At 30.8% G+C, this 16308-nt stretch carries 11 protein-coding genes, 1 tRNA gene and 1 rRNA gene (1 of these 13 cut by a window edge); 4 read left to right on the top strand and 9 right to left on the bottom strand.

The genetic code is table 11. The features are described from left to right. The first annotated feature begins 147 nt into the window (after positions 1-147). Positions 148-777, top strand: a complete 630-nt coding sequence (locus ACYQ1T_RS08595) for a RusA family crossover junction endodeoxyribonuclease (protein WP_459833948.1) — start codon at positions 148-150, stop codon at positions 775-777. Positions 778-790: 13 nt separating this feature from the next. Further along, on the top strand, positions 791-1381 hold the full coding sequence (locus ACYQ1T_RS08590) for a GDSL-type esterase/lipase family protein (RefSeq protein WP_459836499.1): 591 nt from the start codon (positions 791-793) through the stop codon (positions 1379-1381). A 148-nt stretch (positions 1382-1529) separates the two neighbouring features. On the opposite strand, the gene ACYQ1T_RS08585 is transcribed toward ACYQ1T_RS08590, so the two are convergent. Then, positions 1530-2483, bottom strand: coding sequence for an NAD(P)/FAD-dependent oxidoreductase (locus ACYQ1T_RS08585; protein WP_459833946.1), 954 nt, complete (start codon positions 2481-2483; stop codon positions 1530-1532). Positions 2484-2706: 223 nt separating this feature from the next. Between ACYQ1T_RS08585 and ACYQ1T_RS08580 the strand changes: the two genes are divergently transcribed. Together ACYQ1T_RS08580 and ACYQ1T_RS08575 are read left to right on the top strand one after the other, a co-directional pair. Beyond that, on the top strand, positions 2707-4572 hold the full coding sequence (locus ACYQ1T_RS08580) for an LTA synthase family protein (protein WP_459833944.1): 1866 nt from the start codon (positions 2707-2709) through the stop codon (positions 4570-4572). A 146-nt stretch (positions 4573-4718) separates the two neighbouring features. Then, a complete protein-coding gene (locus tag ACYQ1T_RS08575) occupies positions 4719-5957 on the top strand; it encodes an IS256 family transposase (protein WP_459833147.1) in 1239 nt (412 codons plus the stop codon). A 201-nt stretch (positions 5958-6158) separates the two neighbouring features. Here ACYQ1T_RS08575 and ACYQ1T_RS08570 read toward each other — a convergent pair whose 3' ends face one another. The 8 genes from ACYQ1T_RS08570 to ACYQ1T_RS08535 all read right to left on the bottom strand — a co-directional run. After that, the gene (locus ACYQ1T_RS08570; protein WP_459833942.1) at positions 6159-7502 is read right to left on the bottom strand and encodes a TldD/PmbA family protein; all 1344 of its coding nucleotides are present in this window, start codon (positions 7500-7502) and stop codon (positions 6159-6161) included. Positions 7503-7513: 11 nt separating this feature from the next. Then, a complete protein-coding gene (locus tag ACYQ1T_RS08565; protein WP_459833940.1) occupies positions 7514-8893 on the bottom strand; it encodes a TldD/PmbA family protein in 1380 nt (459 codons plus the stop codon). Between the two features lies 1 nt (position 8894). Continuing rightward, positions 8895-10376: a hypothetical protein gene (locus tag ACYQ1T_RS08560; protein ID WP_459833938.1), complete on the bottom strand. Its 1482-nt coding sequence runs from the start codon at positions 10374-10376 to the stop codon at positions 8895-8897. Between the two features lie 3 nt (positions 10377-10379). Next, positions 10380-11789, bottom strand: a complete 1410-nt coding sequence (locus ACYQ1T_RS08555) for a sensor histidine kinase (RefSeq protein ID WP_459833936.1) — start codon at positions 11787-11789, stop codon at positions 10380-10382. Continuing rightward, a complete protein-coding gene (locus tag ACYQ1T_RS08550) occupies positions 11777-12457 on the bottom strand; it encodes a response regulator transcription factor (RefSeq protein ID WP_459833934.1) in 681 nt (226 codons plus the stop codon). Before ACYQ1T_RS08550 ends, ACYQ1T_RS08555 begins: the two co-directional genes overlap by 13 nt. A gap of 161 nt (positions 12458-12618) precedes the next feature. Beyond that, entirely contained in the window at positions 12619-13539 is a 921-nt protein-coding gene (locus ACYQ1T_RS08545; protein ID WP_459833932.1) for a polysaccharide deacetylase family protein, read from the bottom strand. Between the two features lie 248 nt (positions 13540-13787). Next, positions 13788-13862, bottom strand: a tRNA-Asn gene (locus tag ACYQ1T_RS08540). Between the two features lie 106 nt (positions 13863-13968). After that, a 23S ribosomal RNA gene (locus ACYQ1T_RS08535) occupies positions 13969-16308 on the bottom strand (it continues 566 nt past the right edge of the window).

Genomic DNA, 16308 nt, shown 5'->3' with positions numbered 1-16308 from the left:
GCAAATACACTATTGTATATTTAAATTAGATATTAAATCTCAATATTTCTATTGATTATTATATACTGAAAAAAATTTTTATTCATTATTTTTTATTAGAATTAATGGATTTTTAAGGATATATTAAGTTTATTAAGGAGTTTTATTATGAAATCATACGCTAAAGTTGTTGTTTCTGGTTCTCCAATATCTAAATCTAACTTTAAGTTACATAATAAGGATGGAAGAGCCATTTTGCCATATAATACTGGAAAATCCCATGATAGATATGCTTTATATGAGGAAGAAATTGCATATCATGCAAGATCACAGAATCCTGATATAATTTTAGAGGAGTCTCTTATTGCAGTTTTAAAAGTTTTCTACAAAAGTGAAAAGCGACATCCTGATACTGCTAATATAACTAAAAGTATATTTGACGGAATTGAAAAAAGTGGGCTAATAGTAAATGACGCGCAAATTACTAGAATTATTACTGAGGAATTTTATGATAAAGAAAATCCTAGGTTTGAATTGGAGTTTTTTTGCGAAAGTGAATTTCAATTATCTTATGCTATTACGCCCAGAGAAAAATCAATACCTAAAAAATTATATTCTCCAATAAAAAATATAAAACAAAATAAAACAGCTTCACAAAACAAAGAAAAAACTATAAAGGATTTATCTTCTGATTATATTTGCCATATTTGTAATAAAAAAATTAAAGATGCTAATCCTATAAAGGCTAATGGTGGGAAGACTATTATTTGTAGAAGTTGTTTTAACAAAGCATTTTAGAAAGGATATTAATATGATTAGTAAAAATTTAGTTTTCATTGGCGATAGTTTAACCTTCGGTTATGGAGTTAGAAAAAATGAGAATTGGGTTACTAAACTTGAAAATTGTTTAAGTAATTCTATTATAAATAAAGGTATTAATGGAAACACCTCTGTTGATATGTTAGTAAGATTTAATGAAGATGTTCTTTCATATAATCCTTATCTTGTTTTTATTATGGGAGGTACTAACGATTTACTTTCTAATAGATCTGTGTCATCTATCATTGATAATATTAGATTAATGATTAAAGACTTGATTTCTATTAACAGTAAAATAGTAATTGGTATACCACCAACTATTATTGCTAAGGATGCTTATAATTTATTTTATCCAGGAGATACATATTTTTACTGTGAGCAAAACCTAGTAAAATTAAGAGAAGAGCTTATAAATATATGTAACAATTATAATATTACATATATAGATTTTTATAACGTTACATTAAAAAATCTTGCTAATGATATTTTTCTAGATGGAATTCATTTAAATAATACTGGTCAAAACATTTTATTTAGCGAAGCAATTAAAAACTATGAATTTAATAGTCTTTCAAAGAAATAATTAAACAATAAAAATATGAGGCTATATCACAAATAAATTTAAATATAATATATGCTGTCTTAAATTTATTTAAACACTCTATATTATATCTATATATTTTGATTCAATAGCCCCATATTTTTTAAATTTAATAACACTATTTTAAAATTTAATATACATACTTTTTCAAGTAATCTGAAACTATTTTTCCTACCTTTGCTCCCTCTTCACCACTAATTTCAAATCCACTTTCGCCATTTAAAATTGTACCAGTTGCATACACACCTTTGATAGATGTTTCATAATCTACTACTTCTGGAACTAATTCCTCATCTAATTCTATATTGGCTTTTCTAATACAATCTACTTCTGGATAATATCCAACTGTAAGTATTAATGAATCACAATCAACAGTTTCAACTTCTCCGCTATCTAAACTTTGAATAACAACTCTTTCTATTCTTTCATTACCATACAACTCAATAATCCTACTATTTTTTATAATATTTATATTAAATCCATCTATAATCTCTGTTTCATCCTCACTAACAAATCCTGAACTTGAATTATCTATTATAGCCTTTACATTAGCCCCTTCAATTAGTAATCTCCTTGCTAGTAATAATGCCCATTTATTTTTACCAACTATTATAACTTCCTTACCAGGTAAAAAACCATGTAAATTTATAAGTCTATGTGCTGAAACTAATGTAAATATACCAGTATATTTATGAACTGGCACTACTATGTTTCCTGTAAACTTTTCTCTACATCCAGTTGCTAATATTATTGCATTAGCCTTTATCTCTTTCATTCCCTCATTAGGATTTACATATACTATAACCTTATCTTTAGTTACTTCTAAAACTTGAGTATTTACCTTAAATTCTCCATTTAAACTTTTATAATCTCTTACTAAAAAACTAGCAAGTTCTGGTCCAGTAACAATTTCATTTAAATAATACTTTCCAAAACCTTTGTGTATAAAAAGATTTAAATTTCCACCTAAATCTTCATTTTTTTCTAATATTAAAACTTTCTTTATTCCATTTTTTAATGCAGTTACTCCAGCTGATAGCCCTGCTGCTCCCCCACCTATTATAACTAAATCATATTGAAGCATATTTGACCTCCATAATCTTTAACAAAATATATAGTTATTATACCATATTAATATTTAACACATTCCAATTAATATGTTAAATATTATATATTAATGAAATATATAATATTAATTCCTGCAATCTTAATGTATTTATAATTTGATTTCTTTAAATCACTATACTATAATTTATTTGTTATAAGTTTAAAAAATAAGTTTTAATATATTTTAAAGAGGTGATTATTTGGACAAGCTATTAGTTAAAATAAAAGATTTCTTTACTTCTAAAATTGGAGTAGCTGGAATTATAAGATTTATATTGTTTATGATTCCATTTGTTGCTATAGTTTTTAAAGGAGTTCTATTCCAAGGCTTTGCAGCTAACCAAAATCCTTATAACTTAGATATTGACCTTGGTTATACAGTTGCTAAAAGCTTTCTACCTTATTATTATTCCTTTGCATTAGCTTTTCTTAGTTTTGCATTACTATTTAAAGGTAGAGGTCGTATAATATATCTATTTTTAATAGATATACTTTTAACGTCATTAATTTTAGGTGATTTAGGATACTTTAGAGGTTTCTTAACAATGCCATCTGCATTATTATTTACTCAAACTGCAAACCTAGATAATATGGGTGGTGCTATAGCTTCTATGTTTAGTGATAAAGATTATTTATTCTTTATTGACTTTATTATATTTGCTATTGCTATATTCTTAGGTAGAAAATCATTTACAAAGGTAAAGCGAAGAGCCCCTATAACTTTTATAGCTGCTTTAGCTTTATCAATTGGATACATAGCCTATGTTCCTTTTAATTTATATGTATTAAATAATGAGGATATTAAAAATGGATATTTATTTTCAAACTATGACCCTACAAATACAGCAAAATACTTTTCTCCTATTGGGTATCATGTGTTTGACTTATACAATGTTTATAAAGACTCAACACCTTATGAGTTAACAAAAGAAGAACAATCACAAATTGATGAATTCTTTGCTCAAAAGGAAAACTTACCTGATAATGAGTATGCTGGTATATTTAAAAATAAAAATTTATTAGTTATACAAGTAGAATCCTTAGAAAGCTTTATTATAGGTAAAGAAATTAATGGAAAGAAAATTACTCCTGTTATGGATGATCTAATTAAAACAGGTCTTTACTTCCCAAATATTTATGAGCAAGTTAATGAAGGTACAAGTTCTGATTGTGATTTAATGATTAATACTTCAATGTTTCCTTTAAGAAGAGGTAGTACATTCTTTAGATATCCATCAACAACTTATAACTCATTACCTTTATTACTAGAAGAACAAGGATATGAAACTTCTGCTATACATCCAGATAAAGGCTCATTCTGGAACTACGTAAATGGATTAACTGGAATTGGATTTAAACATTTTACAGATTATTATTCATTCAATATTGATGAAGAAATAGGTTTGGGTTTATCTGACAGAAGTTACTTTACTCAAGTAGCTCCAATGTTAAAGAAACTTAAAGAACCTTTTTATGGATTTACTGTAACACTTACAAATCACGGTCCTTTTGACATTCCTGAAAAATATAGAACTCTTGGTTTAGAAAGTGAACTTAACGCAAGTGAGCTTGGAGGATATTTTGAAAGTGTCAAATATACAGATGAGCAAATAGGAGCTTTCTTAAAGCTATTAGACTCTGAAGGAATACTAGATAATACTGTTGTTGTAATAGAAGGTGATCATACTGGAGTTCATAAATATTATAATCATAGTATAGAGTCATTAAGTAAAACTGAAGATTGGTATTTAGATAATGGTAATCATACAATACCATTTATAATATGGTCAAAGGATATTAAATCACCAAAAACCTTTGATACAATAGGTGGACAAATTGATATAATGCCTTCTTTACTTTATTTAATGGGTATTTCAAAAGATAAATATATTAATACAGCTTTAGGAAGAAATCTATTAAATACAAATAAAAACTTTGCAGTTCTAACAAATTTAGATGTTGTTGGAGAGGGTTTAACTGATGTTGAAAAAGAACTATATAAAAATATAGTTGAACTTTCTGATAAAATGATTAGAAGTAATTACTTTTCTAAAACTAATAAATAAATTATAAAAAGGCTTGAATCATTGATTTCAAGCCTTTTGGGGACAGTAGTTAGCTTTGTGTAAAAACAAAACTAACTACTGTTTTTTTGTATGAACAGATGGTAGTTTTGGAATAATATACTATATAAATTTTAGGAGGAAATATTATGCCAAAGAAAATTGATACCAACTTTGATTACAATGAGGAGGTAAAGAAGTGTAAGACTATTGATGATGTTATGGGGAAAAATGGACTTATACAAAGATTAGTAAAAGATGTTCTTGAAAATATATTAGAAGGAGAAATGGAAGAACATTTAGGTAGAAATAAATATGAAAGAACTGAAACTTTAGATGAAGTAAAAAAGAACTATAGAAATGGTTATAGTACTAAGAACTTAAGGAGTTCCTTCGGTGACGTCGACTTAGACGTACCCCGTGATAGAAATGCTGAATTTGAGCCACAAATTATAAAAAAATATGAAACTGTGTGTACTGAGTTAGATAAAAAGATTATATCTTTATATGCTAAAGGTATGTCAACATCTGATATTCAGGCTGAAATTGAAGACTTATATGGAATAACTATATCACCATCGATGGTATCTAAAATAACTGATAAAGTGCTTGCTAGCGCCGCCGAATGGCAAAATAGAGCATTAGATAAAATATATCCAATAGTTTATTTAGATGCTATGTACTTTAAAGTTAGAAGTAATGGAAAGATAGTTAACAAGGCTGTCTATATATGCTTAGGATACACTATGGAAGGGTATAAAGATATTTTAGGTATATGGGTTGATGAAGCTGAAGGTGCTAAATTCTGGTTAGGAATTTGCAATGATTTAAAAAATAGAGGTGTAAAAGAAATTTTAATTGCTTGTATGGATGGATTAAAAGGGCTTCCACAAGCTATAAAAACAGTATTTCCATCAGTAAATATTCAAACATGTATTGTTCATCAAATAAGAAATTCAATAAAATACATAGCTTCAAAGGATAAAAAAGCATTTATGAAAGATTTGAAGGAGGTTTATAAGGCTACAACAGAGGAACTTGCGTTAGCACAGCTAGATAATTTAAAGGAGAGATGGGGAGATAAATATGGAATAGTAATAGATTCCTGGTATAACAATTGGAGTAATCTTTCAACATTTTTTGACTTCTCTCCAACTATAAGAAAGATGATTTATACTACAAATATCTTAGAAGGTTTTAATCGTCAAATACGTAAATTCACTAAAGTTAGAGTCATATTCCCAACTGATGAATCTTTAAATAAGTGTGTTTACTTAGCAACGATGGAGATACTAGAAAAATGGACTCAGCCTATACATAATTGGGGTGCTACGCTAGCGGAGCTATCAATAATATTTGAAGATCAATTAAAAGATGAATTAGCTTAAAAGCTTGTACTTTTTATAAATTATATGCATACTATTAGATTTTTTTGAAATACTAAAAAAGGTAAAAAGAAACATTATTAGTATTTCTTAAATATAAAAAAATATTACTGGAAATGAAAATTTCCAGTAATATTAAAATAATAAAAATGATAATTACACAGAATTATCTATTCTCTCGCCTTTTGCATTTACTTTAAATAACTACTTTCCTGCTACTGAAAGTTCTTTTATTATCATTGATGGACTTCCAACACTACTCATTGGAAACTTTAAATCAGATCCTATTTCCTCTATTTCTTTTAATAATGCGAAGAAATTTCCAGCTACTGTAATTTGTTCAACTGGGAAAGTTTTCTTTCCATCTTCAATATAAAATCCCTTTGCGGCTAAAGAAAAATCCCCAGTTATTGAGTTAGCTCCTGAATGTAACCCAGCAAATTCCGTTATTAAAAGTCCATTCTTAACTATACTCATTAACTCTTCTAAAGTTTTACTTCCTTTTTCTATATAAAAATTAGTTGGTGATACTCCAACAGGTGATCCATACGAATTCTTAAATCCATTTCCCGTTGTCTTTGTATTTCCTTTATAAGCTGTTTTTAAATTATGAAGTAATGTTATTAACTTTCCCTCTTTAATTATATTTGTTTTTTTAGTTGCAACTCCTTCATCATCAAAGGATACTGAAGCTAACCCATTTTCTAGATGTGGATTATCAACTAAAGTTAATATATCTGCAGCTATATTTTCCCCTTCTTTTCCACTTAAAAGACTTAACCCCTTTTGTGCTGCATCTCCACTAAAGACATTTGCAAATGTAGATAAAATTGATACCATAGCCTCATTATTTATTATACTCTTATATTTTCCTGATGGTATTGACTTCCCACCAATTCTAGATACTGCTTCTCTTACTCCATCTTTAGCAATATTTTTAGGATTTACATTATCTAATGAAGTTGCTATAGTATAACCCATTCCATCATACATACCTTCTTCTGTTTTTATTATAGGTGCAACATATGCACTTAAAAGATTTGACTTATTTTTAAGATTTAATCCCTTTGAATTTATTATTCCGTAAGAAGAATTGCTATATGAAATTCCACAACCATTAAAATTATAAACTCTTGAATCTATTTCTTTAGCCTCTTTCTCCATATTTAATGCTAAATCAATAAGTTTATCAGGTTGCAAATTTTCTAGTTTTTCATGATAACTTTTTACTTCAATATATTCTTTATCTCCTTCATATATAAAATTCATATCTTCATTTTCTATAGCTAATGCATTTTCTTTTGCTTTATTTATAAGCATATTAATTGCATCATTGTCTAAAATCTCTGTATATGAATATCCTATTTTGTTATTTATTTTTCCTCTAAAGGAAAATCCATATGAATTTGTTAATTTATATTTTTCTACTTCTCCTTTATATATATTAATGCTTAAGCTTTCACTGTCAGTAAAATATACTTCATATTCTTCAAAGCCTTCTTTTTTTGCATTATTAAATAATACTTCTATAAAGCTATTAAAATTCATGTTAACTCCTCCTATCTTCCACCTACTGTAATTTCTTTAACCCTAATCATAGGTTGACCTACATTAGTCGGAATACTTCCTGAAGATGATCCACACATACCTTGGCCTTGTTCTAAGTTTTCTCCAACCATATCTATATTCATTAAGACTTCGCTACCTTTTCCTATTAAACTTGCTCCTCTTACAGGTTCTTGAATAACTCCATTTTTAATTATATACCCCTCTGAAACAGCAAAATTAAACTCTCCTGTTACTGGATTAACTGAGCCTCCACCCATCTTTTTTGCATATAATCCATTATCTATTGATTTAATAATATCCTCTTCTTTATCAGAACCTGCAGCTATATAAGTATTTGTCATTCTAGAAGTTGGTGCATATTTATAACTTTGTCTTCTTGAACTACCTGTAACATCCATTCCCATTCTTCTAGCATTTAACTTATCTATCATATACCCCTTAAGAATACCATTTTCTATAAGAATATTTTTTCTTGTTTTAGTTCCTTCATCATCAATATTTAATGATCCCCAAGCATTCTTTATAGTTCCATCATCAATTGCAGTTACTTTTGTTGATGCAATTTGTTTTCCTAGCATACCTGTAAAGACAGAGTTTCCTTTTGCTACTGATGTTGCTTCTAAAGAGTGTCCACAAGCTTCATGGAATATAACTCCACCAAATCCATTGTCTATTGCAACAGGCATAATACCTGCAGGACAATTTTTAGCATGTAGCATAGTATATGCAGTTCTTGAAGCTTCTTTTCCATAATACTCTGGATCTACAGTATTAAACATTTCAAATCCCATATGTCTTCCTGGACCTTCAAAACCTGTTTGATTTTCCCCATTTATAGATGCTATTGAACTTATTGCTAATCTTGTTCTTACTCTTTTATCTTCAACATATAAACCTTCTGTATTAGCAATTAACACATGTTGTTCCTTATCCATGTATCCAACTGATACTTGAGCTATTTCACTATGATAGCTTTTAGCTGCATTATATCCAATTCTCATAACACCAATTTTCTTTTCTATTCCAATACCTGATGGTAAATATATTATTGGATGATTAGTTTGTATTTCTTTTTCACTAACAATAATATTTCCTTCTTCTTTTAATTCTCCTAAAGCTAATGCTGCTTTTTGTGCAGTATCTAATAATGCTGTTAAGCTATTATTATTTGTATATGCATATACGCTTTTTAGCCCCTTAAATATTCTAATACCAATTCCGTAATTTCTTCCTGCTACAGAATTTTCAACTTTTCCATTTAATATATTAATTGAGGTATTTATAGTGTCCTCTTCAAATATTTCTGCAAAATCCCCACCTGTTATTAAGCATCTAGCTAATACACTAGATACAGTTACTTTTGATAACATTCTATTCCTCCTTATTTACTATTTCTATTCCATCTTTAAATGCTTTCTCCCAATTTTGTACATAGATTCCACTTGCCCATTCTGCCATTATAACTTTTTCATCATCTTCTATTGGAATATTAATTAATGGAAGTTCATTTAACCTTTTGTTTCCTATTTCATAAACTGCCAAATCATTACTAAATAGAACTATAGCTATTCTTCCTGTTGGAGCAGTATATGCATCTCTTAAAAATGTAATATCTCCTTTTAAGACTTTCCATGGAATAAACAAAGTATCATAATTTAAAAGCTTTTTATTCGGTTTTAAAGACAATTTAAAATCTTCTCCACTTTCATTATAATTTTTAGATAGAATTTTTCCAACTAAAGTCCATTTTCCATCTTCTCGTTTAACAGTATAGTTGCTAAAATCTATTGTTTTACTTAAACTACTTTTTTTCTCTTCACTCATACTATTAAATGCATTATGAAAGTCTTCTTCAAACTTTTGACTTATTTCCTTTGAATAAAGTTCTTCTATTGTTATCCCACTATTTGAATTTATATTATCTATTGGTAAAATCTCGTAATTTGAAAATTCATTTTTAAATGGTGTTTCTGTACTTTTTTCTATAGCAATATAATCATTACCAATAAAATTTATATTCTTATATGTGTTATTACCTAAAATAGTTGCATTAGCTTCCTTATTAAATTGAGCTTCAATGGGAGCAACATTAAAAATTTCTTTAGTGAATCCATTTTTTTCTATTATACTACTATTTAACTTCCATATTCCATTCATTCTTGGAAATATTATTCCCTCTTTTTCTATTATTGATTGTAATTTATTATCCTTAAGAGAAATCCATAAAGTTCTATATTTCTCTCTACTATAGCTTCCATCTTCATTTTCTCTTCTTGGAGTTTTCAAAGCCAGCATAACTCCAACATCATCATTATATTCTATATTTTCATCTGGTAATATATTTTTATTAGGTAAATTCTCCTGTATATAATTAGAAGATTCTCCTACCTTTATAACTTCCATAAGAAATCCTTTAATATATATATATCCTTTATCCTTCTCAGGTAATATAAATTCACCTAAAATACTATTTTCATCAATCATAGATACTACATTTACTTTTTCTTTTCCATTCATAAACTTCTTTATAAATAAATTTAATTCATATGATAAAACATAATTTTCATCTACTATTTTCAACTTGTATTTAGGGCTAATATATATCTTTTCACCAAATTTTATATATTCTGTTGAAATATCTATTGTATCACCAACTTTTCCATATAGATAGTTTTCATTTTTTACATCTTCATCTAAAATATTTATTTTTTTAATTTCCCATTTTCCATCTATTAAAAGTTTATTGTTTTCTGGCGATTTAATTGCTCCTGCATCTTTTCCATTAGCTTTACTACAGGATACTGTAAAAAAAATATTAATTATCAAAAATATTATTACTGATATCTTTTTCATATATTAATACGTCTCCCTTACCAATGGAATACTTACATCTATTCTTGTTCCAATACCAAATTCACTATATATATCAAATTTACCATTATGTAATTTAATTATCTCATCACATATAGATAATCCAATTCCATTTTTAGATTTCGAAGTTTTTCCCTTAAAAAACTTTTCCTTAACTCTTGGTAAATCTTCTATTGTAATTCCACATCCATCATCTTCAACAGTAAACCTTATAATTGAATTTGTTTTTATAGCTTTTAATATTATATTTCCATCTTTTGTCGTAAACTTAAATGAATTATCTAAAAGATTAATAAGCACTTGTTTTATTCTATTTACATCTATATATGCTTCACCAATTTCTTTATCATATATTAAAGTTAAATTCTTATGTTCCTTAATTGCTCTTGGCTTCATAAGGGACTCTATATGACATAAGAAATCCATAACTGATACTTCTTCCATATTTAGAGACATTTTATCATTTACTAATCTTGAAAAATCCAAAAGTTCTTCTACCATTCCAGTTAGTCTATCAACTTCTGCTTCAATAATTTCAAATCCCATTTCTAAAGTTTCTTTATCAGTTTCATGACTATTTAATGTTATAGCCCAACCCTTTATTGATGTTAAAGGAGTTCTTAATTCATGAGATACTGATGAAATAAATTCATTTTTTAGTTGTTCTCTTTTTTCTATCTCATCTGCCATAAAATTAAATGTAGCTGCCAATTTACTTATCTCATTATCTCCTTCTACCTTATTTCTTTCATTAAAATTGCCACTAGCCATTTTTTCCGCAATTCTAGTAAGTGACTTTATTGGTGTTATTAAACTATTTGCTATTAGTATACTTAAAATAACTCCAATCACTAAAACAATTACTGATATTGTTAAGAAGAATATCATAATACTTCTTATTATGCTATTTACAGCTTCTAAAGATGTTATAAATCTTATTACGCCTACTACTTCTTTTCCATTAGTTAATGGATATGATACTGCCATTACATTACTTTTACTATAATCAACCTTTCCTACCCATCTTCCTATTTCCCCTTTAAAAGCTTTTTGTATATCAGGTGCTTTTAAAAGATTTTCATCAATGACACCTATTGAATCCATTATAAGTTTTTTATTTTCATCAAATATTTCTACTTGTGCATTGTTTTGATTCCAAAAAGCATCTATATTATCATAAACATTTTCTGCTAAAGATCTTGTAGAAAAATATTTATTATAAAAACTTGCTGAAACTTGAATCTGATTTAATAATAATTCTTCAGTATTATCATAATAATACTTCTTTACAAAATTTATTAATACGATATTTAGAAAAACTACCGTAGATAAAATAACTATAAAAAAATCTTTAATTAATTTTGTTTTTATACTTTTTGTTTTTAATCCTTCCATCTATATCCAATTCCCCATATAGTTTCTATATACTTAGGCTCTGATGAATTATCCTCTATTTTAGCTCTTAGTCTCCTTATATTAACATCTATTATTTTTGAGTCACCAAAGTAATTTTCTCCCCATACTAAATCTAATAACCTATCTCTTGAAAAAGCCTTGTTAGGATTCTCTAAAAAAAGTTTCATTAATAAATATTCCTTTGGAGTTACATCAATTTCTTCATTATTCTTTAAAACCTTTTGTGAATATAAATCAATTTTGAAAGGTCCTATTTCAAGACTCTCTTTTTCCTTATCATAATTTCCTATTCTTCTAAGTAATGCTTTTATTCTTAAAACTACTTCCATAGGGTTAAATGGTTTAACTATATAATCATCTGCTCCATACTCAAGCCCCATAATCTTATCCATATCCTGTCCCTTAGCTGTAAGCATAATTATTCCTATACTAGGATATTCCTCTCTTAATTTGCTACATACTTGAAATCCATCAATCCCAGGTAACATTACATCTAATATTGCAATATCAGGGTTATCTATTAATGCTTTTTTTAAGCCCTCCTCACCTGTTTCAGCCTCTATAACTTTATAATTATTTCTTTGTAGATTTATTTTTAAAAATCCCCTGATACTTGCTTCATCCTCTACCAATAATATTTTAACCATAAATAATTACTCCTCTTTTATAATTGCTTTAATCTTCTCACTTTACTGTTTATAATTTTACTTAATTCTATTATATATCATATTGATTTATTTATAGTATTTATCAAGATCTATTTATTTATTTAATTATAGAAAATAAGAGACGGTTTCCCGTCTCCCTACTATTTAAATGTTCTAAATTGAAAACCTTGAGATTTTAAATAATCTATTGCACCTTGTAAGTATTTAGCTGTACTCTTCTTAGCATCAGTATCATGCATTAAAATTATAGCAACATCTTGATCTTTTACTGTTTCTTTTAGTCTAGATAAAAGTTGTTCTGATGAAAATCCATGACCTTCTGCATCTCCATTTAATGCATTCCAATCCGTTTGATACATTCCATTTTTAACTAGTTCTTCATCTAATGCAGCCATTCCCTTCCAACTCATATGTCCACCTGGCATTCTTATTACTCGTGTGCTAAAATCTTTTCCTAAAATTCCTTTTAAAATATCTTCATTTTTTTTCATATCATTCATAAAAGCTTTTATATCTACAGTTCCATTTGGATATAATATTTCATATTTATGAGAATATCCATGATTAGCTATTGCATGGCCTTCTTTTGCCATCCTTTTAATTAATTTATGAGAATTTGGATTTTTCTCTATTGATTTGCCTAAAGTAAAGAATGTTGCTTTTACATTATTAAGCTTTAATGTATCCAATATCTCTTTAGTAACATTTTCAGATGGTCCATCATCAAAAGTTAGATATGCAATTTTTTTTCCATCATCTCTATAAAAGTTCCACTTATACATTGTTTCAGGAATAACTTTTGCTGCATCATCTGCATTTGGGTCATCCTTTAATAACAAATAATCAGAGTTATCTAATTTTTTATTTTCTTGCATTTGTTGTTCTTCTACATTTTTATTTTCATTATTTTTAACTACAGTCTGTTCATTTTCTACAATATCTGCCTTTGCATCAACTGTATTATTATTAAATTTACTAAATAAAAATGAAACTCCAAATATGCATATTATTAGAAATCCTATAAATGTAATAAATCTTTTTTTATTTTTTACTTTCCCCATCCCTTTTCATCCTTCTTATATTTTTATCTTTTTTTGTCATAAGACGTTAAAGCTTGTCCTTAATATTATTATATAGAATTGCAGATATAAAAGCATTACATTTTATTAACCAAAAGTTACGAAAAAGTTACATTTTTTTCTTGTTTTTTTCTTTCTACAGTAATAATCTACATAATAATATATTATGTAACAAAAAAGAGTCTTATAACAATAGATTAAAATCTACTCTTATAAAACTCTTTTTAAAATGGCTCCGTGGAGAGGATTCGAACCTCCAACCTATCGGTTAACAGCCGAGTGCTCCACCATTGAGCTACCACGGAATATTATTCAGAGTTTGTTCTCTGAAAATTGCACATGAATGAGAGCCAAAATTCTTTGATTTTATTTCTCGAATTTAATCAGCTATGCTGAGTTTTCTTCTTTTTATTGGTCAAGCCCTCGACCTATTAGTATCAGTCAGCTAAATATGTTACCACACTTACACCTCTGACCTATCAACCTTGTGTTCTTCAAGGGGTCTTACTAGCTTATGCTATGGGAAATCTCATCTTGAGGGGGGCTTCACGCTTAGATGCTTTCAGCGTTTATCCCTTCCCGACTTAGCTACCCAGCTATGCTCTTGGCAGAACAACTGGTGCACCAGAGGTCAATCCATCCCGGTCCTCTCGTACTAAGGACAGCTCCTCTCAAATTTCCTACGCCCGCGACGGATAGGGACCGAACTGTCTCACGACGTTCTGAACCCAGCTCGCGTGCCGCTTTAATGGGCGAACAGCCCAACCCTTGGGACCTACTACAGCCCCAGGATGCGACGAGCCGACATCGAGGTGCCAAACCTCCCCGTCGATGTGGACTCTTGGGGGAGATCAGCCTGTTATCCCCGAGGTAGCTTTTATCCGTTGAGCGATGGCCCTCCCACGAGGTACCACCGGATCACTAAGCCCGACTTTCGTCCCTGCTCCACTTGTAGGTGTCGCAGTCAGGCTCCCTTCTGCCTTTGCACTCTTCGAACGATTTCCGACCGTTCTGAGGGAACCTTTGGGCGCCTCCGTTACTTTTTAGGAGGCGACCGCCCCAGTCAAACTGCCCACCTAACAATGTCCCGTCACCAGATTCATGGTGTCCGGTTAGAACCCCAATACTGTCAGGGTGGTATCCCAAGGTTGACTCCACCAAGGCTGACGCCCTAGTTTCTCAGTCTCCCACCTATCCTGTACAGACAATATCGGAATTCAATGCTAAGCTACAGTAAAGCTCTACGGGGTCTTTCCGTCCAATCGCGGGTAGCGAGCATCTTCACTCGCACTACAACTTCGCCGGATTTGCAGTTGAGACAGTGCCCAAGTCATTACGCCATTCGTGCGGGTCAGAACTTACCTGACAAGGAATTTCGCTACCTTAGGACCGTTATAGTTACGGCCGCCGTTTACTGGGGCTTAAGTTCACACCTTCGCTTGCGCTAAGTGTTCCCCTTAACCTTCCAGCACCGGGCAGGCGTCAGCCCCTATACATCAGCTTACGCTTTAGCAGAGACCTGTGTTTTTGCTAAACAGTTGCTTGGGCCTATTCTCTGCGGCCTACTCTCGTAGGCACCCCTTCTCGCGAACTTACGGGGTCAATTTGCCTAGTTCCTTAACTGCAATTCTTCCGATGGCCTTAGGATTCTCTCCTCACCTACCTGTGTCGGTTTGCGGTACGGGCACTATTTCTCTCTCTAGATGCTTTTCTTGGAAGCATGGAATCAGATACTTCGGTCACTTGGACCTTCCCCATCACGCCTCAGAATTGTTAAAGCGGATTTGCCTACCTTAACTTCCTAAACGCTTAGACTAGCATTTCCAATCGCTAGCACATCCTATCCTTCTCCGTCACACCATCGATAATAACGATAATAGTGGTATCGGAATATCAACCGATTGTCCATCACCTACGCCTTTCGGCCTCGGCTTAGGTCCCGACTAACCCTGGGCGGACGAGCCTTCCCCAGGAAACCTTAGGTTTTCGGCCTGTAAGATTCTCACTTACATCTCGCTACTAATGCCAACATTCTCACTCGTAATCAGTCCACCGCTCCTTACGGTACGACTTCAGCCCGATTACGACGCTCCTCTACCGCTGAAGTAAACTTCAGCCCGTAGCTTCGGTGGTAAGTTTGAGCCCCGGACATTTTCGGCGCAGGATCTCTCGACTAGTGAGCTATTACGCACTCTTTCAATGAGTGGCTGCTTCTAAGCCAACATCCTAGTTGTCTTAGAAATCCCACATCCTTTTCCACTTAACTTACACTTTGGGACCTTAGCTGACGATCTGGGCTTTTTCCCTTTTGACCACGGATCTTATCATTCGTAGTCTGACTGCCGGACTCATAGTATATGGCATTCGGAGTTTGATAAGGTTCGGTAAGCGATATGCCCCCTAGCCCATTCAGTGCTCTACCTCCATTACTCATATCCGACGCTAGCCCTAAAGCTATTTCGAGGAGAACCAGCTATCTCCGAGTTCGATTGGAATTTCTCCGCTATCCACAGCTCATCCCATGCTTTTTCAACAGCAACGTGGTTCGGTCCTCCACGGGGTTTTACCCCCGCTTCAACCTGGCCATGGATAGGTCACCCGGTTTCGGGTCTACGGCATGCAACTAGTCGCCCTATTAAGACTCGGTTTCCCTTCGGCTCCGTACCTTAAGTACTTAACCTTGCTACATACCGTAACTCGTTGGCTCGTTCTACAAAAAGCACGTCATCACCCTCATATGGGGCTTTGACC

The organism is Clostridium carnis (assembly GCF_054657435.1).
Note: the sequence above shows the minus strand (reverse complement) of the source record. Positions and strands in the feature narration are given on the sequence as shown.